At 64.4% G+C, this 20695-nt stretch carries 20 protein-coding genes, 1 other RNA gene and 1 pseudogene; 8 read left to right on the top strand and 14 right to left on the bottom strand.

Annotation, left to right across the window (positions count from 1 at the left end):
• Positions 1-106 precede the first annotated feature (106 nt).
• From LB515_RS18495 to LB515_RS18475, 5 genes are all read right to left on the bottom strand, one after another.
• The gene (locus LB515_RS18495) at positions 107-292 is read right to left on the bottom strand and encodes a DUF2065 domain-containing protein (protein WP_224708559.1); all 186 of its coding nucleotides are present in this window, start codon (positions 290-292) and stop codon (positions 107-109) included.
• 5 nt (positions 293-297) lie between these two features.
• Positions 298-1248 carry a protease modulator HflC gene (gene hflC, locus LB515_RS18490; protein ID WP_224708558.1) on the bottom strand — a complete coding sequence of 317 codons (951 nt, stop codon included), beginning with the start codon at positions 1246-1248 and terminating at the stop codon, positions 298-300.
• Complete coding sequence (gene hflK, locus LB515_RS18485) at positions 1248-2363, bottom strand: FtsH protease activity modulator HflK (RefSeq protein WP_224602030.1); 1116 nt, start codon at positions 2361-2363, stop codon at positions 1248-1250. Before hflK ends, hflC begins: the two co-directional genes overlap by 1 nt.
• 247 nt (positions 2364-2610) lie before the next feature.
• On the bottom strand, positions 2611-3129 hold the full coding sequence (locus LB515_RS18480; RefSeq protein WP_224522816.1) for a dihydrofolate reductase: 519 nt from the start codon (positions 3127-3129) through the stop codon (positions 2611-2613).
• Positions 3129-4142 carry a DUF4424 domain-containing protein gene (locus tag LB515_RS18475; RefSeq protein WP_224708557.1) on the bottom strand — a complete coding sequence of 338 codons (1014 nt, stop codon included), beginning with the start codon at positions 4140-4142 and terminating at the stop codon, positions 3129-3131. Before LB515_RS18475 ends, LB515_RS18480 begins: the two co-directional genes overlap by 1 nt.
• A gap of 143 nt (positions 4143-4285) precedes the next feature.
• Between LB515_RS18475 and cobF the strand changes: the two genes are divergently transcribed.
• Complete coding sequence (cobF, locus tag LB515_RS18470; RefSeq protein WP_224708556.1) at positions 4286-5050, top strand: precorrin-6A synthase (deacetylating); 765 nt, start codon at positions 4286-4288, stop codon at positions 5048-5050.
• A 99-nt stretch (positions 5051-5149) separates the two neighbouring features.
• Here cobF and LB515_RS18465 read toward each other — a convergent pair whose 3' ends face one another.
• The 6 genes from LB515_RS18465 to LB515_RS18440 form a co-directional block, all read right to left on the bottom strand.
• Positions 5150-5491, bottom strand: a complete 342-nt coding sequence (locus LB515_RS18465) for a winged helix-turn-helix domain-containing protein (protein ID WP_140839820.1) — start codon at positions 5489-5491, stop codon at positions 5150-5152.
• An 88-nt stretch (positions 5492-5579) separates the two neighbouring features.
• Positions 5580-6692 (bottom strand): molybdenum ABC transporter ATP-binding protein, encoded by a 1113-nt coding sequence (gene modC / locus LB515_RS18460; protein ID WP_224708555.1) that lies wholly within the window; start codon positions 6690-6692, stop codon positions 5580-5582.
• Positions 6689-7393: a molybdate ABC transporter permease subunit gene (modB, locus tag LB515_RS18455; protein WP_224602039.1), complete on the bottom strand. Its 705-nt coding sequence runs from the start codon at positions 7391-7393 to the stop codon at positions 6689-6691. The genes modC and modB overlap by 4 nt, the downstream gene beginning before the upstream one ends.
• 22 nt (positions 7394-7415) lie before the next feature.
• Positions 7416-8210, bottom strand: coding sequence for a molybdate ABC transporter substrate-binding protein (modA, locus tag LB515_RS18450; RefSeq protein WP_224602041.1), 795 nt, complete (start codon positions 8208-8210; stop codon positions 7416-7418).
• 386 nt (positions 8211-8596) lie between these two features.
• Positions 8597-9391: a thymidylate synthase gene (locus LB515_RS18445; protein ID WP_224708554.1), complete on the bottom strand. Its 795-nt coding sequence runs from the start codon at positions 9389-9391 to the stop codon at positions 8597-8599.
• Between the two features lie 231 nt (positions 9392-9622).
• Entirely contained in the window at positions 9623-9934 is a 312-nt protein-coding gene (locus LB515_RS18440; protein WP_042644091.1) for a DUF2853 family protein, read from the bottom strand.
• 167 nt (positions 9935-10101) lie between these two features.
• Between LB515_RS18440 and ssrA the strand changes: the two genes are divergently transcribed.
• Positions 10102-10462: a transfer-messenger RNA gene (gene ssrA / locus LB515_RS18435) on the top strand.
• A 100-nt stretch (positions 10463-10562) separates the two neighbouring features.
• Positions 10563-11120 (top strand): annotated as a pseudogene (locus tag LB515_RS18430) (AAA family ATPase).
• Between the two features lie 46 nt (positions 11121-11166).
• On the opposite strand, the gene LB515_RS18425 reads toward LB515_RS18430, so the two are convergent.
• Positions 11167-12372, bottom strand: a complete 1206-nt coding sequence (locus tag LB515_RS18425; RefSeq protein WP_224708553.1) for a multidrug effflux MFS transporter — start codon at positions 12370-12372, stop codon at positions 11167-11169.
• Between the two features lie 187 nt (positions 12373-12559).
• On the opposite strand from LB515_RS18425, the gene LB515_RS18420 reads away from it, so the two are divergent.
• The 4 genes from LB515_RS18420 to LB515_RS18405 all read left to right on the top strand — a co-directional run bounded on the left by LB515_RS18420 (position 12560) and on the right by LB515_RS18405 (position 14333).
• Positions 12560-13243 (top strand): TetR/AcrR family transcriptional regulator, encoded by a 684-nt coding sequence (locus LB515_RS18420; RefSeq protein ID WP_224708552.1) that lies wholly within the window; start codon positions 12560-12562, stop codon positions 13241-13243.
• A 116-nt stretch (positions 13244-13359) separates the two neighbouring features.
• Positions 13360-13890: an SspB family protein gene (locus tag LB515_RS18415; protein WP_095765528.1), complete on the top strand. Its 531-nt coding sequence runs from the start codon at positions 13360-13362 to the stop codon at positions 13888-13890.
• 9 nt (positions 13891-13899) lie between these two features.
• A complete protein-coding gene (locus tag LB515_RS18410; protein ID WP_224708551.1) occupies positions 13900-14097 on the top strand; it encodes a DUF4169 family protein in 198 nt (65 codons plus the stop codon).
• Between the two features lie 8 nt (positions 14098-14105).
• Positions 14106-14333, top strand: a complete 228-nt coding sequence (locus LB515_RS18405) for a ribbon-helix-helix domain-containing protein (protein WP_140727872.1) — start codon at positions 14106-14108, stop codon at positions 14331-14333.
• On the opposite strand, the gene LB515_RS18400 is transcribed toward LB515_RS18405, so the two are convergent.
• A complete protein-coding gene (locus LB515_RS18400; RefSeq protein ID WP_224708550.1) occupies positions 14330-16135 on the bottom strand; it encodes a chloride channel protein in 1806 nt (601 codons plus the stop codon). The genes LB515_RS18405 and LB515_RS18400 overlap by 4 nt on opposite strands.
• Before the next feature lie 169 nt (positions 16136-16304).
• Here LB515_RS18400 and LB515_RS18395 point away from each other — a divergent pair, with 169 nt between their 5' ends.
• Complete coding sequence (locus LB515_RS18395; protein WP_224522827.1) at positions 16305-16733, top strand: MarR family winged helix-turn-helix transcriptional regulator; 429 nt, start codon at positions 16305-16307, stop codon at positions 16731-16733.
• A 36-nt stretch (positions 16734-16769) separates the two neighbouring features.
• Here LB515_RS18395 and LB515_RS18390 read toward each other — a convergent pair whose 3' ends face one another.
• Entirely contained in the window at positions 16770-20693 is a 3924-nt protein-coding gene (locus LB515_RS18390; RefSeq protein WP_224708549.1) for an AsmA family protein, read from the bottom strand.
• Positions 20694-20695 lie beyond the last annotated feature (2 nt).

The following is a 20695-nucleotide window of genomic DNA, read 5'->3' as shown; positions in this document are numbered from 1 at the left end:
CAAATACGCCCTGTCCGGTTCATGTTGGCAAGAAATACGGCACGTTTGCGGCTATGCCCGTCTTCTCAGGATAAATCGTCCGTCGCCGCGGCACCAATGAATTTCATCAGCCGCGAGCCAGCCACACAATGGCGACGCCAACCGCGATTGCCGCCAATCCTCCGAACCGCAGCGCGTTCTCGGGCATCGACTGCATTTCGCTCGCCAGTTTCAGGGCAAGGCCCGGAAACCCGCCATAGACCAAGCCCTCTATCACCAGGACCAGCCCGATCGCCGCGACAAAGTCCTGCACCGCCGCTACTGGGCGGTGCTGGGTTGCGCGGCCGGCGCGGCAGGCGTCGCGGGCGCGGCCGGCTGCCCGGGCTGAGGCTTGCTGCCCGGATCGCGGAAGTAGCGGAAGAACTCGGATTCGGGCGAGAGCACCATCGTCGTTCCGGTGCTGTCCAGCGCCGTGCCGTAGGCATTCATCGAGCGATAGAAATCGAAGAAGGACGGGTCGCGCTTATAGGCGTCCGCGAAGGTCGCGCTGCGCTGCGCCTCGCCTTCACCGCGCAGGATTTCCGATTCCTTCTGCGCCTCGGCGACGATCTCGACGACCTCGCGGTCGGCCCTTGCCCTGATGCGCTGTGCGGCCTCGTTGCCGCGCGCCCTCAGACGCTCGGCTTCCGCCAGGCGCTCGGCCTTCATGCGGTCATAGGTCTGCTGCGAGACCTCCGCCGTCAGGTCGGTCCGGCGGATGCGCACATCCTCGATGTCGAGGCCGAGCGAGGTCGCATCGGGGCGAAGCTGATCGCGCACCTCGCGCATCATGACGCCGCGTTCCTCCGAAAGCGCGGCCTCGAAATCGCGCAGGCCGTAGACACGGCGAAGCGCCGCATCGAGACGTGTCCGCAGCCGTGCCTCGGCCAGTTCAACCTGACCGGACACCGCCGCGCGGAACGTGCGCGGATCCGAGATGCGATAGGCGATGAAGGCGTCGACCTCGTAGAACTTGCCGCCCGAGACCTGGACGCGGATGTTGTCGAGATCGAAGCGCATCACCCGCTTCTCGACCATCTGCACGCTGTCTGCATCGAAGAAGGCGAACGGCGCCTTGAAGTAGATGCCGGGCTCGTTCTTGACGTCGATGATCTCGCCGAACCTGAGCACGATCGCCTGCTGGCCGGCATTGACCACGAACACCGCGGAGTAGAGCAGGAACAGAAGGACAGCCGCGATGACGGCGATGATGGGAAGACGGTTGGCCATCACTGGTTGCCTCCCGTCGTGACGCCGCCCAGCGGAGCCGGCGCCGGCTGCGCTTTCGGCTGCAAAGCCGGCAGCGGCAGGTAAGGCAGCACGCCCTGACCGTTGCCCTGCTCGACGACGACCTTGTTGGAGTCCTTCAGGATCTTCTCCATGGTTTCGAGGTAGAGGCGCTTGCGCGTAACGTCGGGCGCCTTGGCATATTCGTTGTAGACGGAGATGAAGCGCTGCGCCTCGCCTTCCGCCTCCTGCACCACGCGGTTCTTGTAGGCGGCGGCGTCCTCGCGGACCTGAGCCGCCTGGCCGCGCGCCTGGCCGAGCTTCTGGTTGGAATACTGGTTGGCCTGCTCGACGAACTTGTCCTCGTCCTGCTCGGCGCGCTGCACCTCGTCGAAGGCGTCGGCCACCTCGCGCGGGGGCGCTGCGTCCTCGATCGAGACTGCGTTGACCTGGAGACCGGTCTTGTAGCCGTCGAGCGTGCCCTGGATGATCTCGCGCACCCCGGTTGCGATACCCTGGCGGTCGTCGCGGAAGATGTCCTGCGCCGGCCGCCGGCCGACGACTTCGCGCATGGCGCTCTCGGCGACCTGGGTCAGCATGCCGTCGGGATCTGAAACATCGAACAGATAGGCTTTGGGATCGGAGACCTGGTAGGCGACCGAGAACTGCACGTTGACGATGTTCTGGTCGCCGGAGAGCATCAGCCCGGAGCCGCTGCTCGACCCGCCGCCGATGCTGACGAGCTGCTCGGAGATCTTGGCGGTCTCGACCGTTTCGATCGGCCACCAGTGGAAATGCAGGCCCGGCTGCGAAAGCTCGGACTTCGGCTGGCCGAAGCGCAGTTCGACCGCAACCTCGTCGGGCTGCACGGTGTAGATCGCCTTGAAGGCCCACAGCACGATGAGCGCCACCGCGATCAGCCCGAGCACGGCGGGGCTCGCGCCGCCGCCGCCCGGAAGCGCGCGCCGCAGCCTGTCCTGGCCGCGGCGGATGATGTCCTCAAGATCGGGGGGCGAACCCTGCGGGCCGCTTGGCCCTTTCGGTCCCTGCCCCCAGGGCCCCTGATTGCCGCCGCCGCCCCATGGGCCGCCGCCACCGCTCTTGTCGTTCCAGGGCATGAATGTCCTTTCGCTTCGGTTCCCTCGGGCCTTGCGGCGCAATCCTAGCGCATGACCACGAAAACCCATATCGGTTTTCGAAAAGGAATCATGCCCCAAAATCAAAGTATTACGGCGGCCTGTTGCGCGTCCGGTTGGACGCGCGCCGCTGCAACACCGTTCTTCTATAGGGACGCCTTGACCCGCTTTCAACGCGATGTGCCATCGTCCCCGTGCGATTTGGACGGGTAGCGACCCTTTGTCGTCGTCAACGATCGTCGCGCCGGCGCTCGTAAACCGTGTAACGTGTGGCGTGGCTGTCTTTCTCTCCGGCAGGAAAATCCTCGGCGCTGACGACTTGCCAGATGCTTGGATCGATCGGCGGGAAATGCGCATCGCCATCGACGCTGGCCAGCACATGGGTCACATGCAGCCGGTCGGCAAGCGGCAAGGCTTGGGCATAGATCTCGCCGCCACCGACCACGCAGACCTCCTCAACTCCCGCCATGCAGCGTCCGCGCACCCTGGCCAGCGCGATCGCGTCATCCAGCGAGTGGGCCACCTCGATGCCCTCGGCGCGCCAGGCCTTGTCGCGCGTCACCACGATATTGAGCCGGCCGGGCAGCGGCCGGCCGATGCCTTCATAAGTCTTGCGGCCCATGATGATGGGCTTGCCCATCGTGTCGGCCTTGAAGCGCTTGAGATCGGTGGAAAGCCGCCACGGCAGGCCGCCTTCGCGGCCGATCACGCCGTTTTCGGCGATGGCGACATAGATCGCGATATCCATCAGCCGCCGTTCCCGCCATTGTCCGACGGCTCGAGCAGAAGGATGTCGATATCGTGCTCGGGATAAAAATCCTTCGCGGTGACCTCGAACGTCGTCGGCCCGACCTTTTTGACATTGTCGCCGCAAAAGGAGACGAGGTTTTTGGGGCTGCCCTTGTCGATGGTGAGCTTGAAATTGCCAATCGTCCCGGCCGCCCAGTTGCCGCCGGTGGTCAGGATATAGGCGATGCGGCTCTCGTAATATTTCGGATAACCGTCCGGATTTGCCTTGGCCGCCTTGCGCACCGCGTTCTCGAACGTCTGATCCATGCAATAGCGCGTCTTGTAGGCCGCATACTGGCCCTGGAACTGCCCATCATAGAAAAAGCTGACCGAGGAGGTGCCGCCGACGCTGGGCTTATAGCGGTGCGAAACATGGACTTCCTTGTTGGCCGGGAAGGTCGAGCGCCACCAATAGGTCGAGCGCAATTGCCAGAAGGGCACGTAAGCGGTCTGCATGCCCGAGCCGTCATCGGCAGTATCTTCGATGATGATGCCGCGGTCTTCCCAGTCCTTGGCGACATCCTTGGGCAGCTTCGCCAGCGCCGCCTTGGCAGCGTCGCCGAATGGATAGAGCGGCACGTTCTGCGCCTTGAGATCGGCGGTAATATCGATGCCGAGCGCCAGCGCCTTTTGCTCCAGCTGCGGCTTCGCGTCGACGCCGTCGATCGTCACCTCGAAGCCGAGGAAATTGTCGCTCTGCGCCTCCGGGATGGCCGGCATCTCGTTGGGATCGCCCTCGATGTCGGGCATCGGGAACGCGACGATGGAGCTGACATCCTTGTCGGTGTTGTTGCGGAAGACATAGTCGACCGTCACCTTCTCCGGCGAGATGAAAAGGTCCTCGCTCTGCATGGCGACGGCGTCGCTGCGCGACAGGATCAGCCCGCCTGTGCCGAGCTCGGCGACGGAATCATTGGCGAAGGCCGGAGCGGCCGTTATTACAAGCGCTGCGGTCGTTACGGTGCGTAACATGGACCCCCTCCTCTGTGCCGCGATACCCGGATCAGCCGGATGCGCTCTTCCATCTACCCGTTTCAAGATAGCGTTTCAAAGCCCTTCGTCACCGGATACGGGTACTTCTGGACACCGCGTCGCCGATCGGGCAGGAGATCGCCATGCGCAAGCTTCTCGTCATCGGCATCGGCGCCGGCAATCCCGACCACATGACGGTCCAGGCCATCGACGGCCTGAACCGCGCCGACGCGCTGTTCATTCCCGACAAGGGAGCGAAGAAGAACGATCTTGCCGATCTGCGCCGGCAGATCTGCGACCGCTTCGTCACCAATCCGAAATCGCGCCGGGTCGAGTTCGATGTGCCGGTTCGGGCCGAACCGACATTGTCCTATCGTGTGACAGTCGACGACTGGCACGAGGCGATCGCCGAGATCTATGAGGCGCTGATCCGCGACGAGCTTGCCGAAGACGGTTGCGGCGCGTTCCTGATCTGGGGCGATCCGTCGCTCTATGACAGCGCGCTGCGCATCCTCGAGCGCGTGCGCCTGAGAGGCAATGTCGGTTTCGAGCTCGAGGTCATCCCCGGCATCACCGCGATCCAGGCGCTGGCCGCCGCCCACGCGACCGCGCTCAACCGCATCGGCGATTCGATCCTGGTGACGACCGGTCGCCGGCTAACCGAAGAAGGACTGCCAGCCAATGCCGGCTCCACTGTCGTCATGCTCGACGGCAAATGCGCCTTCAACACGCTTGCCGACAAGGACGTCCTTATCCGGTGGGGCGCCTATCTCGGCACGCCCGACGAGATCGTCATCTCCGGACGCCTGGGCGACGTCGGTGCCGAAATCGAAAGGGTTCGTGAAGATGCCAGACGAAAGAAGGGCTGGATCATGGACATTTATCTGCTGAGGAAATTAGGGAATTAGGCAGTAGGCAGTAGGGAATAGGCAGTGGAATAATGGGCATCCAGGACATCTTGCCCTACTGCCTACTGCCTACTGCCTACTGCCCTACTGCCCACTGCCTCATCCAGCATCGATCTCCGCCTGCAGAGCCTGCATATGGACGGCGGCGGCCGATGAAGCGGCGCGCTCTATGGCGCGAAACCGGCTGACGACCGCCAAACCCGCCGATGTCAATTGCGCGCCGCCGCCCTTGCGGCCGCCGGTCTGCGCCGCGACCAGCGGCTTGCCGAACACGCGGTTCATGTCCTCGACCAGATCCCAGGCATGCTTATAGGACATCTCCATGCCGCGCGCCGCGGCCGAGATCGAGCCGAAGGCGGCGATCTGCTCCAGCAACTCGATCTTGCCCGGGCCGATCCGGCCATCGGGGTCGAGATTTATCCGCAGGCTGAGCGACGGCATTTCATATCCTCGGATTCCACGGCACGACAATAGTCCCTATGGGAAGGAAGCGCTATTCCAAATATACATAGCGACATGATCGAGATCCTCAAACGTCGGCTTCGGCCGGCAGGCCGGCGCCGGTGTTTGCGCGATCGAAGCTCACCGTCTTGATGACCGCGAAGACCTGGCTTCCCAGCTTGAGGCCAAGCGCCTGCCGCGATTGCTCGGTAATCCGCGCGATCACAACCGCGCCATGGCAATCGATGCCGATTTCGACCTCGGGCCCCTCGCCCGGCTTCATGCCGACGATCGTTCCCGACAGGATATTGAGCGCGCTGAGGCCGGCGGGTTTCTCGGTAGCGACCATCACGTCGCGGGCCCGGATGCGAATGCGCACCGGAGCGCCCGCCGCCCGCGCCAGTTTCGGCACGCGGATTTCGCCGGCCTGCGAGGCAAGCACCGTCATGCCAAAGACCTCGTCCTGACGCAGCACCTTGGTATCGAGCACCGCACCGCCCTCGCCGCGCTCCTCCGCCGGCAACAGGTCGAGCCGCCGCATGATCGCCTCGGTCGGCCCCGCGGCCGCGACCTTGCCCTGCGAAAGCACAACCACGTCGCTCGCCAGCCGCGCCACCTCGGCGACGGAATGGCTGACATAGACGATCGGGATCTTCGTCTCGTCCCGCAGCCGTTCGATGTAAGGCTGGATCTCGGCCTTGCGCGCTTCGTCGAGCGAGGCGAGCGGTTCGTCCATCAGAAGCAGTTTCGGGCTGGCAAGCAGCGCGCGGCCGATCGCGACGCGCTGCCTTTCGCCGCCCGACAGTTTCGCCGGCCGCCGATCGAGCAGGTGACCGATGCCGAGCAGGTCGACCACCGCATCCATCTTGGCGTAGCGCTCGGAAGACGGCGTGAACCAGCGGCCGTAGCGCAGATTGCCGGCGACGCTCATATGCGGGAACAGCCGCGCATCCTGGAACACCATGCCGATGCGCCGCTTGTGCATGGGCACGAAGATGCGCGCGGCGGTGTCGACCAGCACATTGCCGTCGACCGAGATACGCCCCTTGTCCGGACGGATCAGGCCGGCGATCAGGTTGATCAGCGTCGATTTGCCCGAGCCGGAGGGCCCGAACAGCGCCGTCAGCCGGCCGGAGCTCTCGAAACGGGCTTCCACGGCGAAATCGCCGAGGCGATGGCTGATGTCGGCCGAGAGCGTCATTCGATGTCCATCCGCCGGCCGACGCGGCGCGCCAGCACCTCCGAGGCGATGAGCGCGACCATTGAGATGACGATCGAGATCAGCGTCAGCCTGAGCGCGCCTTCATCGCCACCCGGCACCTGCGTGAAGGTGTAGATCGCCGAGGGCAGCGTCTGCGTTTCGTTAGGGATGTTGGAGACGAAGGTGATGGTGGCGCCGAATTCGCCCATCGCCTTGGCGAAGGAAAGGATCGCTCCCGCGATCAGGCCAGGCAGGATCAGCGGCAACGTGATGGTGGCGAACACCCAGAGCGGATTGGCGCCAAGCGTGCCGGCCGCCGCTTCGATTCTGCGGTCGACAGCCTCGATCGAGAGCCGGATAGCCCGCACCATCAGCGGAAAGCCCATGACCCCGCAGGCCAGTGCCGCGCCTGTCCAGCGGAACGAGAAGACGATTCCGAAATGCTCGGCAAGGAAGGCGCCGGCCGGGCCGCGCCGGCCGAAGGTGAGCAAGAGCAGATAGCCGGTCACCACCGGCGGCAGGATTAGAGGCAGATGCACCAGCCCGTTGAGCAGCGTCTTGCCCCAGAAACGCCCCCGCGCGAGCAGGAGCGCGATCATGATGCCCGGCGGCAGGCTGGCGATCATCGCCACCGTCGCCACCTTGATCGACAGCCGCACCGCATTCCATTCGTCGGGAGTGAGGTCCAGCAGCCAGTTCATGATTGTGTTTGCGCGGCCTTTCTCAGTTGCTCGGTGCGAGCACCGTGAAGCCCTGCTCCTTGAACAGGTCGGCGGCCTTGGCCGACTCGACGCATTTCAGGAAGGCCGCCGCATCCTTGTCCTTCGAATCGGCGGTCTGGGCAATCGGGTAGATGATCGGCGGATGCGAATCTTCCGGGAAGGTGCCGACGACCTTGACGCCCTTTTCGGCATGCGCGTCGGTGGCGTAGACGATGCCCAGAGCCGCCTCGCCCGTCGACACCAGCTTGAGAGCTGCACGCACATTCTCGGCCTGCGCGATCTTGCCCTCGACCGACGACCAGACGCCCAGCGATTCCAACGCCGCCTTGCCGTATTTGCCGGCCGGCACGGCCTTGAAATCGCCCATGGCAAGCCTGCCGTCGCCGATCAGCCTGGCGAGGTCGAAGCCCTTCTCGACCCTGGTCTCGACCGCGGAATCCTTCGGCGCCACCAGCACGATCTGGTTGCCGAGCAGCTTCACTTCGGTATCAGGCTTGGTCAGCTTCTTGTCGGAGAGATATTTCATCCAGTCGAGGTCGGCCGAGACGAAGATGTCGGCCGGCGCGCCGCCTTCGATCTGCTTGGCGAGCGCCGAGCTCGCCGCGTAGGAAATGGTCGCTGCTTCGCCGACTTCCGGCTCGCAGGCCTTGTTGACCGCGTCGAGCGCTTCCTTGAGGCTGGCCGCGGCAAACACGACGACCTTGTCGTCGGCATGGGCCGCCGGCACCGCCGTCATCAGCATTGCCGCCAGACCGCCAATGGCGATCGTCTTCAACCCGAAACCCTTGCCCGTCATGAAGTCTCTCCCTGGTTTCAAATCCGTACCGCCAAAAGCCTTGGATCGATATATCCGTATGAACATAACAAGGAAAGGCTTTTCACCCGTCGCGGCATTGTGCGCCGGCGCGATCTCAGCCTACGGTGAATGCAAAACGGAAGGGTCGAAGCTCAAAGAGAGACGCATGAAGATCAGCGCCTGCAACACCTCAAGGGTAAGGTGACCGAGATCGGCAAGGGAAGCCACCGCTTCGCATGTCAGATCGACATCGGCGGCGACGCGTTAGTCACCGTGTCAATCACCAAGCGGTCGCCGACCTCGCGCTCGAGAAGGGCAAGCAGGGGGTTATGTGGTGATCAAGGCCTCGGACGTCATGGTCGGCATCGACTAGGCCGAAAACTGGCTCATACCGCGATAGGCGCCTTGATATTCGCGTCCGCGAAATAGTTCTCGAGGCGGAAATCCTCGAAGCGGAAGGCGAAGAGGTCCTTCACTTCCGGATTGATCCACATCGTCGGCAAGGCCTTGGGCGTGCGCCGCAGTTGCTCCCGCGCCTGCTCGAAATGGTTCGAATAAAGATGCGCATCGCCCAGCGTGTGAACGAAGTCGCCGGGCTTCAGCCCGGTGACCTGCGCCACCATGAGGGTGAGCAAGGCATAGGAGGCGATGTTGAACGGCACGCCGAGGAAAATATCGCCCGAGCGCTGGTAAAGCTGGCACGAGAGCCGGCCTTCCGAAACATAGAACTGGAACAGGCAGTGGCAGGGCGGCAGCGCCATCGCCTCGACTTCGGCCGGGTTCCAGGCCGATAAGATCAGCCGGCGCGAGTTGGGATTCCGGCGTATCTCCTTCAAAAGGCCCGCAATCTGGTCGATTTCGCCGCCACGCCCGTCCGGCCATGAGCGCCATTGCTTGCCATAGACCGGTCCGAGATCGCCGTTCTCGTCGGCCCATTCGTCCCAGATGGTGACCCCATGATCGTTGAGATATTTGATGTTGGTGTCGCCGGCCAGAAACCACAAAAGCTCGTGGATGATCGACTTCAGATGCAGCTTCTTGGTGGTCGTAACCGGAAAGCCGCGCGAAAGGTCGAAGCGCATCTGGTAGCCGAACACCGAGCGCGTGCCTGTCCCGGTACGGTCGCCACGGTCGGCACCGGTCTCCAGCACATGCTTCAACAGGTCGAGATATTGGCGCATCGGCTCCGCCTCGATTCGGGTGACATATAATCATAGCGAATGTGCGCGCCGACGCCACGTCTGTCTGAAATCCTCCCCTACGCGAGGCGGCAGGACCTTTTCAGAATTCGCTCTGGCGAGTCGAATAGCGTGGTTTTCGAGAACCGGAGCGGAGCGTACTTAAAGTACGTGAGCACCGGAAGCGCAGAAAACCGCGCTAGTCGGCCGCCAGAGTAGAATTATCAAAAGGTCCTACAGAGAGCCGAGTTTGCCGAGATCCTTCGCAACCAGATAATAGAAGGTCACGCGGCTCTTGGTGTTGTCGGCCTGCATCGCCTTGCAGGTCTTCTCGATCGAGGCATTCGCCTTTGCGGCATCGGCGATGCCGAGCTTCTTGCCGATCCAGTTCTCCCGAACGCGATCGAGTTCCTTCGGGTCGGTGCAGGACACCAGCGAGGAATCGCGGTTCCTGAGCGCAATGCCCAGATGCTTGACGATCTTATCGACCGCGTCGGCGCTGGCGCCGGCGTCATATTTCTTCACATCCGCAAGATAGTCGGCCATCAAACTTCCCCTCGTCGGCGCCACGGATCCGGTCGATGAGGGTTGTGGCGCGCCGCGCAACCTGTGCGCTAGGTCAGAGACTCCTCACCGGCAGCGAGATTTGATTGAGTAGGCGCGCAAGTCAACCCTTGGCTGCCGTTTGGCACAACCGGTTAAGCGCCGGTTTTGGCCTTTATTTTTCCCTCGCCGCTCCCTATATACGGTTCGTCGGCTTGACCGACTATGGCGATAAACAGGCGATGAAATAAGCCGTTCGGACCCGGGGGCGGTACCCGGCGCCTCCACCAAAAACCGCTCTGGCTGACGGAGCGGCTTTTGCTGGGGGCGAAATAGGATCGACGAAGGTGTAAAGATCGTACTTTTGCCCGGCATTGTACCACCGTTATCGGGCTAAACTTATAGTTGCCAACGACAACTATGCGGAAGCTCGTCTCGCTGCTTAATGCGGCGCGAACGCTTCAAATCAAGCCCTAGGGGTTCGCACTTCTAGGCGGGGTTCGGAGGTACCTGGCAACAGAAACCTCCACCTTCCCCCTCCTTGCTTCTCCCCAATCAACCGAACGGCCAAGGCTGGTCCGGCGCCTGATGCGCGGGCACAGCCTTGCCGCCCATCATCCATGGACAGGCGATGCAAGACGATACCGATCGATTTTTCGTGCTGACCGGCGGCCCCGGCTCCGGCAAGACCACGCTGATCGAGGCGCTGCGGGCCCAAGGCTTCGCGACCGCGCCCGAAGCCGGGCGCGGCATCATCCGCGACCAGATGGCCATCGGCGGCCCTGCCCTTCCCTGGCAGGACCGCGCGTTCTTTGCCGAACTGATGCTGTCTTGGGAGCTGCGCTCCTAGCACGCCGTGCATACCGAACCCGGCCGGGTGTTCTTCGACCGCGGCGCGCCCGACACGATCGGCTACCTCAGGCTCTGCGGCCTGCCGGTGCCGGACCACATCACGAGCGCGGCTGAAAAATTCCGCTACGCGCGCCGCGTCTTCGTCGCCCCGCCATGGCCGGAGATTTTCACTCAGGACGAGGAGCGCCGGCAAACGCTCGACGAAGCCGAGCGCACATTCCGTTCGTTGACGGGCGTCTATGCGGAGCTCGGCTACGACCTGGTGCCGTTGCCTCTCGCTCCGGTCGATGAACGGGTGCGCTTCGTCCTCGATCAAACAGCTTCGCCAGGAACATGAAAAAGGCCGGTATCGACCCGGCCTTTCTATCTTCTCAACGGCTGTCCTACTCCGCCGGCGCTTCGACCGCTTCGCGCGCGCGGCCGAGCGTCAGCTTGGCCAGAGTGAAGGAGATCACGGCGCACAGCGCGATGCCGGCCACCATCGGCAACGGTGTGCCGTCGAAAAAGATGCCGGCGACGCCCATCGCCAGCGCGCCGATGGCGAAGTGCAACGTGCCCATCAGCGCCGAGGCCGTGCCGGCGATCTCGCCATGCTCTTCCATCGCCAGCACCGAGGTGGTGGGGATGACGAGGCCAAGGAAACCGTAGCCGACAAAAAGCAGCGCCGCCATCATGTCGAGCCGGTCGACGCCCGACGCCATGATCGCGAACAGCGCCACCATTACCGTGGCATAGCCGGTGACCGCCACCCAGACGACGCGCTTCAACCCGAAGCGGTCGGCCAGCAACCCGGTCAGCTGCGACATGCCGATGAACGCGACCGCGTTGATCGAGAAGAACACGCTGTAGACCGACGGCGACAGGCCGTAATGGTCGATCAGGATGAAGGACGAGCTCGACAGATAGACGAAGAAGCTCGCAATGCCGAAGCCGGCGATCGCCACCAGGCCGAGGAAGTTGCGGTCGCCCATCAGGTAGCGGTAGCCGGCAAGCGCCGTGCCGAAGGATGAGCCGGCGCGCTCTTCGACGGGCCGCGTCTCCTTGAGCGAGGTGGCAAGCAGGATGGTGGCCAAAGCGGCCGCGCCCGTCACCGTCCAGAACACGGCGCGCCAGCCGAAGCTCTCGATGATCTGGCTGCCGGTCAGCGGCGCCAGGATCGGCGACACCGAGAAGACCAGCATCAAGAGCGACATCAGCTTGGCGGCCTGGTTGCCGGTGTGCAGGTCGCGCACGATGGCGCGCGGCACCGCCATACCGGCGCTGGCGCCAAGCCCTTGCAGAAAGCGGAAGGCGATCAGCCACTCGATGCTCGGCGCCATCGCCGAGCCGACGCCGCCGACCATGAACAGCGCCAGGCCGGCGTAAAGCGGCGCCTTGCGGCCGACCATGTCGGAGATCGGGCCGACGACGATCTGCCCAAAACCCATCGACAGGAAAAAGATCAGAAGGCTCATCTGCACGGCGGCGGTGCCGGCACGCAGGTCCTGGCCGATCGAAGGCAGCGCAGGAAGATACATATCGATCGCAAATGGGCCAATCGCGGACAACAAGCCGAGCACGACCGCGATGCGGAGGAATTTGGGACTCATGATAAGGCTCTTTCGGATCTGGTTGCCGCCGCAAAATGCCGGCGTCTAAACCCAGGACGTTCCATCCCGCGGAAATCCTACGCCCAAGGGCGAATTTCTTCGCTCCTTCCGTGCGGGCTTCCTTTATTGTGTCCACAAATTTAGACAGGCTTGTCCAATTCGTCAATCACCGCTATATAGATTTTTCATGAAGCACGGCGTTTCTCCTGACACTTTCCCGCCACGCAGCCACGAGGCCAAGCGCGTGTCGGTGGTCGACGCCGCCGCTTCCGTTTTCTGCCGCGAAGGCTATGCCGGCGCCAATATCGACCTGATCGCGGCCGAGGCCGGCGTTTCACGGCAGACCGTCTACAACCACCATGGCGACAAGGAAAAGCTGTTCGTCGCGGTCGTACGCGACCTGACGGAGCGCTGCAATGCCGGCATCTTCGCCACCATCGCCAGCTTTCCCGATCAGCCCACGGACCTGGAAGCCGACCTGGTCGCCTTCGCCGTGCGCATGAACCGCAACTGCATCTGCAACCGCGACGGCCGTTTCCTGCGCAAGCTGATCCAGGCCGAAGGCGAGCGTTATCCGGAACTGTTTGCCGAATGGCGCGAGCAAGGCCCGGGCCGTACCTGGTCGGCGCTTGCCGCGCGCTTTGCCCGGCTTGCCTTCGCCGGCCACCTGTCGATCGGCGACCCCGACGTCGCGGCGCGCCAGTTCTTCGCCCTCGTCAACGCCGAGCTTCAGATCACTTTCATGCTGGGCGGCGTGCCCACCGAGGAAGAGGTGCTGCGCTCGGCCACGAACGGCGTGCGGACCTTTCTCGGCGCCTTCGCCAGAAGGAAATCGCCAGCCGCCAAACAGGCTGCGCTCGCTCACGCCTGAGCCATCAAATCGCCGCCACCCCTCTTGGCCTCACGGCTTTGCGCCTATATGCGGTTTACGCCGCGCTCAAGCTTGATTACAGCTATGCGGACGATTCAACGGAACCCGACCATCAGATGGCCGACGACCACATCCGCTACGACATTCTGGCCCAGGAGGCTCTGCGCGGTGTCATGCGCAAGGTCCTGGCCGAGGTCGCGCGCACCGGCCTTCCGGGAAATCATCATTTCTTCATCACCTTCCTGACCGGCGCGCCGGGCGTGCGCATTTCGTCCAGGCTGCGCGAGCGCTATCCGGAGCAGATGACCATTGTCATTCAGTTCCAGTACTGGGACCTCAAGGTGACGGATGCCGGCTTCGAGGTCGGGCTTTCCTTCTCCGACGTGCCGGAAAAGCTCGAAATCCCCTTCTCCGCCGTGCGCGGCTTCTACGATCCGTCGGTCAATTTCGAGCTCGAATTCGACGTCAAGACGGAAAGCGCCGAAGACGAGGCCGCGGCTCCGGCCCCCGAACCGGTCGCCGTCGTTCCCGAGAAGAAGGCGGAAAACAAGAAGAAGGCCGCCGAGGCCGAAAAGAAGCAGGCGGTCGCCGAGACCGGCGCCAAGGGCGCCGACGTCGTTTCGCTCGACGCCTTCCGCAAGAAGTAGCCCGGCGCCATGGGCGAGGTCATCAATCTCCGCCAGGCCCGCAAGCAGAAAGCGCGCAACGAGAAGGAACGCCGAGCCGGCGAGAACCGGGCGCTGCACGGCCGCTCGAAGACAGAGCGCGAGCGTGACAGGCTGACATCGCAGAAGGCCGAGAAATTCGTGGCCGGCCATCGCCGGGAAAAACCCGACGACCCTGGCGAGCGCTGAGTCCTGCAATGGCCGCGGTCGAGAAACGTTCGGTAACGATCCGCGGTCACCGCACCAGCTTTTCCCTGGAACAGCCCTTCTATGACGACCTCATCGCCATCGCCGCCGAGCGCTCGCTGTCGCTCGCGGCCTTGGTCGCGGAGATCGACGAGACTCGGACCCGCGACGCGAACCTGTCATCGGCGCTGAGGCTCTACGTGCTGGCCTGGGCAAAACGCGGCGGCGCCGCGTCCTAGACCGCGCTATCGCCGACGTTTTGTTGCGCCTTGCGCTTCGCGCCGAAGCTCAGCAATGCAGTGCGGTCGCGCTCCTCCGCCTGCTTTTTCGACCTTACCCGCATCATGTCTTTCCAGCCGATATAGCCGACGAGCCGTTCATCCTCGCGTGAGACGACCGGCAGATGCGAGACATTGGCGAGCAAAAGCTTGTCGGAAAGCGCTTCCAGATATTCGTCCGGATAGGCCAGCGTGATCTTGCTGCCGGCCAGCAATTCGCCCAGCGTCGCCTTGCGATGCTTGCCGTTACGGCGCCAGCGCAGGATCGCCGGCGGATCGATGACGCCGAGCACATGCCCCGCTTCATCGATGACCGGGAAGCTCGGATGCCGCGTGTCCGGAGCGGTCAGGAAGGTTGCCGCGCCATGCAGCGTCATCGTTCCCGGCACGCTCTCGACCTTGGTGGTCATCACTTCCTTGACCCTGGTCAGGGCGAAAGGATCGACACGATATTCGCGCACGAGATGGTGCCCACGCCGCGCCACTTTCTCGGTCAGGATCGAGCGCTTCATCAACAGCACGGTGACCGCATGCGCTGTGGCGGAGGCCGCGATCAGCGGCACCAGCACATGCGTGTTGCCGGTAAGCTCGGTGGCAAAGAAGGTCGCGGTCAGCGGCGCGCGCATAGTGCCGCCCATCGTCGCGGCCATCGCCAGCAGCGGCCAGAAGCCGGGGCTCGCCGCGGGCAGGATGCCCGAGAGCACCGCGCCCATCGCGCCGCCCATGATGAGCAGCGGCGCCAGCACGCCTCCCGAGGTCCCGGATCCCAGCGCAACCGACCAGATGACGGCCTTCACCACCAGAAGCATCAGCGCAGCGGTGGCGACGGTGCGGCCGTCGAGCATGTTGGCGATGTTGTCGTAGCCGACGCCGAGCGCATGCGGCTCGATCAAGCCGCCGATACCGACCACCAGGCCGCCGATCATCGGCCACCACATCCAGTGGATCGGCAGCTTCAGGAAAGCGTCCTCGCAGGCATAGACCAATTGCGTCAGCAGTCCCGAAAGCAGCCCGGCGGCGATGCCGACCAACACCCAGCCGCCCAGCCCGGCGATCGATGAATCCATGCTGCCCGAGAACGGAAAGATCGGGCTCGGCAGGTGAAGCAGGCTGCGCTCGACTTCCGCGACGATTGCCGCGACGGCGACGGGGATGAAGCTGCGCGGCGTCCATTCGAACAGGAGCAGTTCGACCGCAAGCATGATGGCGGCGATCGGCGTGCCGAACACGGTCGTCATGCCGGCCGCTGCACCCGCCACCAGCAGCGTCTTGCGCTCATTGTCGCTGACCGGCAGCATCTGCGCGATCAGCGAGCCGATGGCGCCGCCGGTCATGATGATCGGGCCTTCGGCGCCGAACGGTCCGCCCGAGCCGATCGAGATCGCCGACGATAGCGGCTTCAGCACCGCGACCTTGGCGTCGAGCCGCGAGCGTCCGAGAAGGATTGCCTCGATGGCTTCGGGAATGCCGTGGCCGCGGATTTTCTCGCTGCCGAAACGCGCCATCAGTCCGATGATCAGCGCGCCGATCACCGGCACGATCACCGCGGCGAGCCCAAGCGGCGTGTCCTCGAGCCTTAGCTCGGCCAGCGAGAACTGGCCGAAATAGGCGATGTTGGTGGCAAGCCGGATGAGCTGCAGGAGCACGATGCCGGCAAAAAGCCCGGCGGTCGCCACCACCACGGCGATGGCTGCAATAAACAGCACGCGCGGATCGGTCGTGAAGTCGCGAAGATGGCCGTTGCCGGCGTGAGCGGATTTCATTTGGGAGCCTGAACTTTCTGGCGGCGCGAAGACCGTCCGGTTTCAGGCGGCCTCATATCGTAACACGATATAAATCTTCAAGTGGTTTTCGATTCCGGCTCCGCGTCATTTTGGACAAGGAACGCGACGGCCTGTTGAGCTTTTACGGGAAAGGACCATAAGTCGGAGAATGACGCCGCCAAAACCACGTCCCGCCATCAGCCAGGCCGACTACCAGCGGCTGTCGCAGTTCCGTTATCTGATCCGCCGCTTTCTCGAATTCAGCCAGGTCCAGGCCAACGAGGCGGGCCTCACGCCGCGCCAGCACCAGGCGCTGCTGGCGATCAAGGGATTTCCAGGCGGCGGACCGGTGGCGGTGGGCGACCTTGCCGAGCGGCTGCGCATTCGCCACCACAGCGCGGTGGAACTGGTGAACCGCCTCGCCGAGGCCGGCCTGGTCATACGCGATCAGGACAAGAGCGATCACCGCCGCGTGCTGCTGCAGCTCACCCCTTTGGCCGACGATCGCCTGGCCGACTTGTCGGCCGCGCATCTCGACGAGCTTTCGCGCATCGAGCCGATGCTGCGGCGTCTGCTCTCCCGCCAGGAAGAGTCCTAGGCGCGGTGGCTGATTTCGCTACGCGCGGCGTGAAGCTCAGCCGCCGTCGAGCGATTTCAACAGATTGTCAATCGTGAACGGGTTGGCCTTCGGCTTTGCCGGCGCCGGCGCCGAACCGTCATTGACACCGGGCAGCGACCGATCGGTCTTCGGCTCGGCCGCCTTGCGCTCCGCCTCCAGCTTCTCCTGCTCCGCCTTCTTGCGATCGGCTTCGGCCTGCGCCTTGGCCGCCTCATCCACGACCCGCTGCTCGGTCTCGGCCTTCGCCTGTGCGTCGGCCTTCGCCTTGGCGTCGGCTTCGGCCTGAGCCCTGGCGTCGGCTTCCGCCTTGGCCCTGGCCTCTTCATCCGCCTTGGCTTTTGCCTCGGCCTCCGCTTGTGCCTGCGCTTCAGCCTCGGCTTTTGCCCTGGCTTCCGCCTCGGCCTTCTGTCGCGCCTCCTCCTCTTGCCGGCGCAACTCCTCGGCCGCCTTGTCGCGCTCCGTCTGCAGCGCCGCGTAGTAGCGTACCTCGCGCCGCAGCCGCTGCTTCTCCAGCAGCGCCGCCTGCATCGCCTCGACCCGCTGCTGCTCCTTCTCCAGCGCGCGCTGCGTCAGGAACTGCGCGAGCGGACCGCTGTCGAATTGGGGCGCGGTCGCCCCAAGCGGGCCGGCCAGGCTCAAATTGACGGCCGGCTCGGAACCGACCAGTGCCTCCTCGCCGGGACGATAGGTCAGCGTCCCCTTTGCCGTGACGGTGCTTGTGTTGAGATCGGCGGTCACATCGGCAGACAAGATCGCGCCGGGATTGTCGAGGCTGATCGGCGGCACGCGCAACGTGCCGTTGGCGACGGTGAAGGCCACATCGGTGTCACCGGCGGCAAAGCTGCCGTCGCTTGCGATCTGCGGCGCGAACTCCGCGGTCTTGGCCGTGTCGATATCGCGTCCGATCGCATCGGCCTTGGCGATGATGGCGCCGAAGCCGTCCGGATTGATGCCGTCCACCTTCAATCCCTTCAGCGCCGCGGTGCCAGAACCGGACAGGGCCGCAATCATGGCATCGACCGATTTGCCGCTGGTCGACAAGGCCGCCGAGAGATCGCCGCTGCCGCCGATGCCGGCGCCGGGCAGGACCGCGGAAAGGTCGCTGCCGGCCAGCCTCATCTGGCCGGAGAACAGGCCGGTGCCCTCCGTGTTCTTCAGGTCGAACAGGCCGGTCAGCTCGCCGCCGTAAAGCTTCGCCTTGAGTTCCGAGACGTGGATGCCTTCGCGATCGAGCTTCAGCGAGAATGAAGCGTCATGCGCCGTCGCGAAGGGCCCGATGGCGAGCGCCGATGTGTTGAGATCGAGGTCTGCGTTGAACGGCAAGGCCGACTTCTGGCTGAACGGCGTCGTCGGCCATCCGCCCTTGGCGGGCGCGAAGGACTGGTCGCCGAACAGCGAGACCGCCAGCGGATCGAGGTCGAGTTCGTCGAGCGCCAGCGCTCCCGCAAGATGCGGCAGCCCGTCCTTGGCGTCAATGTTGACGTCGCCGGACACCGCCGCCTTGTTAATCGAACCGGTGAGGCCGCTCAGCACCAGCAGCCCATTGCCGAAATCGGCATCGGCCGCCAGCGACGTCGATGTTCCCGTTCCCATGCCGGGCAGGCCTACCCCCGTCGTCATCAGCCACGGCTCGATATCGGCGGCACTAAGATTGACCTTGCCTTTGGCGGTGGCGCCTTGCGCCGTCTCGGCGACGGTTCCGTCGAAGCTTGCCCTGAAGTCGTCGGCCGTCAGGTTGAAGCTGGTCGCGAGACCGCCGGCGACCGAGCCCTTCGCCGAGACCTCGGTGTTGGCATGGCCGAGCATCCCGAGCGGCAGCGCCGGCAGGCCGTAAAGCGCAAGCAACGTGGCGGCATTGTCGTTGCGGGCGTTGAAGGTGATCGATACCGGCGCCTCGGAGAGCTTGTCCGCGGTTCCCTTGCCGGAAAGCGAAGCCGAAAAGGCCGAACCGCCGGCCTTGCCCTGGGCCGAGAGCGCCAGGCCCGTGGTGCCGTCGCCATTGTCGGCGGCGCTGGTCAAGAGATCGATGCGCGCGTCCTGGAACAGTTCGGGATAGGCCGCCGCACGGCTGGCCAGGCCTTTGAGCATGGGATTGTCGGGATAATGCTGGGCCGCGACATCGATCAGCGGCTTGAGGTCCACCGCCACCACGGAAGCGTTGAGCTTGCCCGTCGGGCTCTGCGGAAAATCCTTGATCCGGCCCGTGGCGCTGATCGAGGCGCCGGCCAGGCCGCCGATCGAGAGCCGGTCGATCTCGAGCAGGCCCTCGCGCAGCCGCAGCGCCGTATCGACACTGTCGGCGCTGAACCCGCCGGCGCTGACCGGACCCGCCTTGATCTGGAAATCGAGATCGCGATCCGAAAAGCGGTTGGCGCCCTTGTCGCTGATGAAGATCGAGGCGAACGCCGCGAGCCCGTCCAGATCCATCTCGCCGCCCGTCAGCCGCATCAGCACCGATGGCCTGGCGCCGTCCGGCTGGCTGGAATCGATGCTGCCCGAAAATTTCGCCTTGCCGAGGATGAGTTCGAGATCGCTGAACGACTGCCGGTTCTCGCTGAGATCGACCTTGGCCTTGAAGCCTGCCGCCGGGAGCCGGCGGATCGCCTCGTCGACATCCTTCGACAGCCAGGCGGCAAAGCCGGAAGGCTGTCCGACGGCCAGCAGCAACGAGCCGGTGAAGCCGAAATGATCTTCGACGCTCAACATGCCGTCGGCTTCGAGCGTTGTGCGGCCCGGCAGCGTCGCGGCAAGCGACTTGACCGACCACCCCCCTTCGGCCGGCTCTGCCGACAGCCGCACGTCGCGCACCGTCGTGTCGCCCGCCACCACCGCCGGCAGCCTGACCTCGACCTTGCCCGGTATGGTCGGCTTCGGCATGTGCTGCAGCGTCCGCTCGAACGCCGCAATGCGCTGGTCGAGCGTGAAGCCGGCGCCGGCGGCCCCGCCGACGGCCTCGTCGAACTGCACCTGCGCCCCGCTGGCCTCGACCAAGAAATGCGGCTTCAGGCCGAGATCGACCGATGCCTTGCCGTCGGCGGTATAGGGATTGTCGAGCGGCCCGGTCTCGAAGCGGAACTCGTCGACATCGAGCTTCTGGTGGTCGAGCGCGAACTTGCCGTTCAGCCGGAAGCCCGGGTCGGGTTTGCCGGTGCTGACCTTGACCGGCTCGCCCTCGTTGCCGCGCAGCTCGGCCGAATTCCTGTCGTCGCCCGAAATCTTGAACTGGCCAGAATAGACCGCGGCGCCCTTGACGATGCCGGCATTGCCGTCGGCTTCGATGATCAGCGGATAGGCATCGGGATTCGCTTTCAGCCGGAGCCGCATCTGGCCGTCCGGCTCCACCTTGCCGGTGGAAGCCGAGACGTCGGCCCGCAGGCCGTCGAAGCGCAGCGTTCCGTCCATCCGCCACGGGCCGGTGAGCGCCTTGGCCGAAATCGTCGAGTTGATCTCCGAGATCAGGTGGCTGCGCCCGCCGGCGGCATGGCGCAGTTCGATTTGCCCTTCGCTCACCGACAGCTTCTCGATCGCGATCTGGCCCGGATCGAAGGGAGCCGAGGGCCGGAGCGTCCAGTCGACGGTGCCGTCACCGGCGATATTGATGACGGCTTTCGGGTGCACCAGCCGCATGTCGAAGATCAGCACCTCGCCGCGCAGGAACGGCGCCAGCTCCGCATCCATGGAGAAGGTCTCGACCGTCATCGCCGGCTGGCCTTCCGGCCCGCCCGCGACCTCGACATTCGAGAAGGTCACCGACGGAAACGGCAACAGCCGCGCTGTCGCGTCGCCCTTCACAGTCACCTTGCGGCCGAGGACGGCGCTCGCCTCCCGCTCGAAATCGCCCCGGTAACCCGTCCAGTCGATGAAATACGGCACCACCAGCGCCGCGCACAGCACCAGCACGAACAGGCCACCGAAGATCACGAACAGGCGGGCGAGCATCT

Source organism: Mesorhizobium sp. CA15 (genome assembly GCF_020165215.1).
Classification (GTDB): Bacteria; Pseudomonadota; Alphaproteobacteria; order Rhizobiales; family Rhizobiaceae; genus Mesorhizobium.
The sequence above is the reverse complement of the archived record's forward strand: the minus strand, read 5'-3'. Positions and strand labels throughout refer to the sequence as shown.

What these genes read in the sequence shown, in the direction of transcription:
- hflC (WP_224708558.1), bottom strand. Translation starts at nt 1,248, where the DNA reads ATGGCCAACCGTCTTCCCATCATCGCCGTCATCGCGGCTGTCCTTCTG.
- hflK (WP_224602030.1), bottom strand. Translation starts at nt 2,363, where the DNA reads ATGCCCTGGAACGACAAGAGCGGTGGCGGCGGCCCATGGGGCGGCGGC.
- LB515_RS18480 (WP_224522816.1), bottom strand. Translation starts at nt 3,129, where the DNA reads ATGGATATCGCGATCTATGTCGCCATCGCCGAAAACGGCGTGATCGGC.
- LB515_RS18475 (WP_224708557.1), bottom strand. Translation starts at nt 4,142, where the DNA reads ATGTTACGCACCGTAACGACCGCAGCGCTTGTAATAACGGCCGCTCCG.
- cobF (WP_224708556.1), top strand. Translation starts at nt 4,286, where the DNA reads ATGCGCAAGCTTCTCGTCATCGGCATCGGCGCCGGCAATCCCGACCAC.
- LB515_RS18465 (WP_140839820.1), bottom strand. Translation starts at nt 5,491, where the DNA reads ATGCCGTCGCTCAGCCTGCGGATAAATCTCGACCCCGATGGCCGGATC.
- modC (WP_224708555.1), bottom strand. Translation starts at nt 6,692, where the DNA reads ATGACGCTCTCGGCCGACATCAGCCATCGCCTCGGCGATTTCGCCGTG.
- modB (WP_224602039.1), bottom strand. Translation starts at nt 7,393, where the DNA reads ATGAACTGGCTGCTGGACCTCACTCCCGACGAATGGAATGCGGTGCGG.
- modA (WP_224602041.1), bottom strand. Translation starts at nt 8,210, where the DNA reads ATGACGGGCAAGGGTTTCGGGTTGAAGACGATCGCCATTGGCGGTCTG.
- LB515_RS18445 (WP_224708554.1), bottom strand. Translation starts at nt 9,391, where the DNA reads ATGCGCCAATATCTCGACCTGTTGAAGCATGTGCTGGAGACCGGTGCC.
- LB515_RS18440 (WP_042644091.1), bottom strand. Translation starts at nt 9,934, where the DNA reads ATGGCCGACTATCTTGCGGATGTGAAGAAATATGACGCCGGCGCCAGC.
- LB515_RS18425 (WP_224708553.1), bottom strand. Translation starts at nt 12,372, where the DNA reads ATGAGTCCCAAATTCCTCCGCATCGCGGTCGTGCTCGGCTTGTTGTCC.
- LB515_RS18420 (WP_224708552.1), top strand. Translation starts at nt 12,560, where the DNA reads ATGAAGCACGGCGTTTCTCCTGACACTTTCCCGCCACGCAGCCACGAG.
- LB515_RS18415 (WP_095765528.1), top strand. Translation starts at nt 13,360, where the DNA reads ATGGCCGACGACCACATCCGCTACGACATTCTGGCCCAGGAGGCTCTG.
- LB515_RS18410 (WP_224708551.1), top strand. Translation starts at nt 13,900, where the DNA reads ATGGGCGAGGTCATCAATCTCCGCCAGGCCCGCAAGCAGAAAGCGCGC.
- LB515_RS18405 (WP_140727872.1), top strand. Translation starts at nt 14,106, where the DNA reads ATGGCCGCGGTCGAGAAACGTTCGGTAACGATCCGCGGTCACCGCACC.
- LB515_RS18400 (WP_224708550.1), bottom strand. Translation starts at nt 16,135, where the DNA reads ATGAAATCCGCTCACGCCGGCAACGGCCATCTTCGCGACTTCACGACC.
- LB515_RS18395 (WP_224522827.1), top strand. Translation starts at nt 16,305, where the DNA reads ATGACGCCGCCAAAACCACGTCCCGCCATCAGCCAGGCCGACTACCAG.
- LB515_RS18390 (WP_224708549.1), bottom strand. Translation starts at nt 20,693, where the DNA reads ATGCTCGCCCGCCTGTTCGTGATCTTCGGTGGCCTGTTCGTGCTGGTG.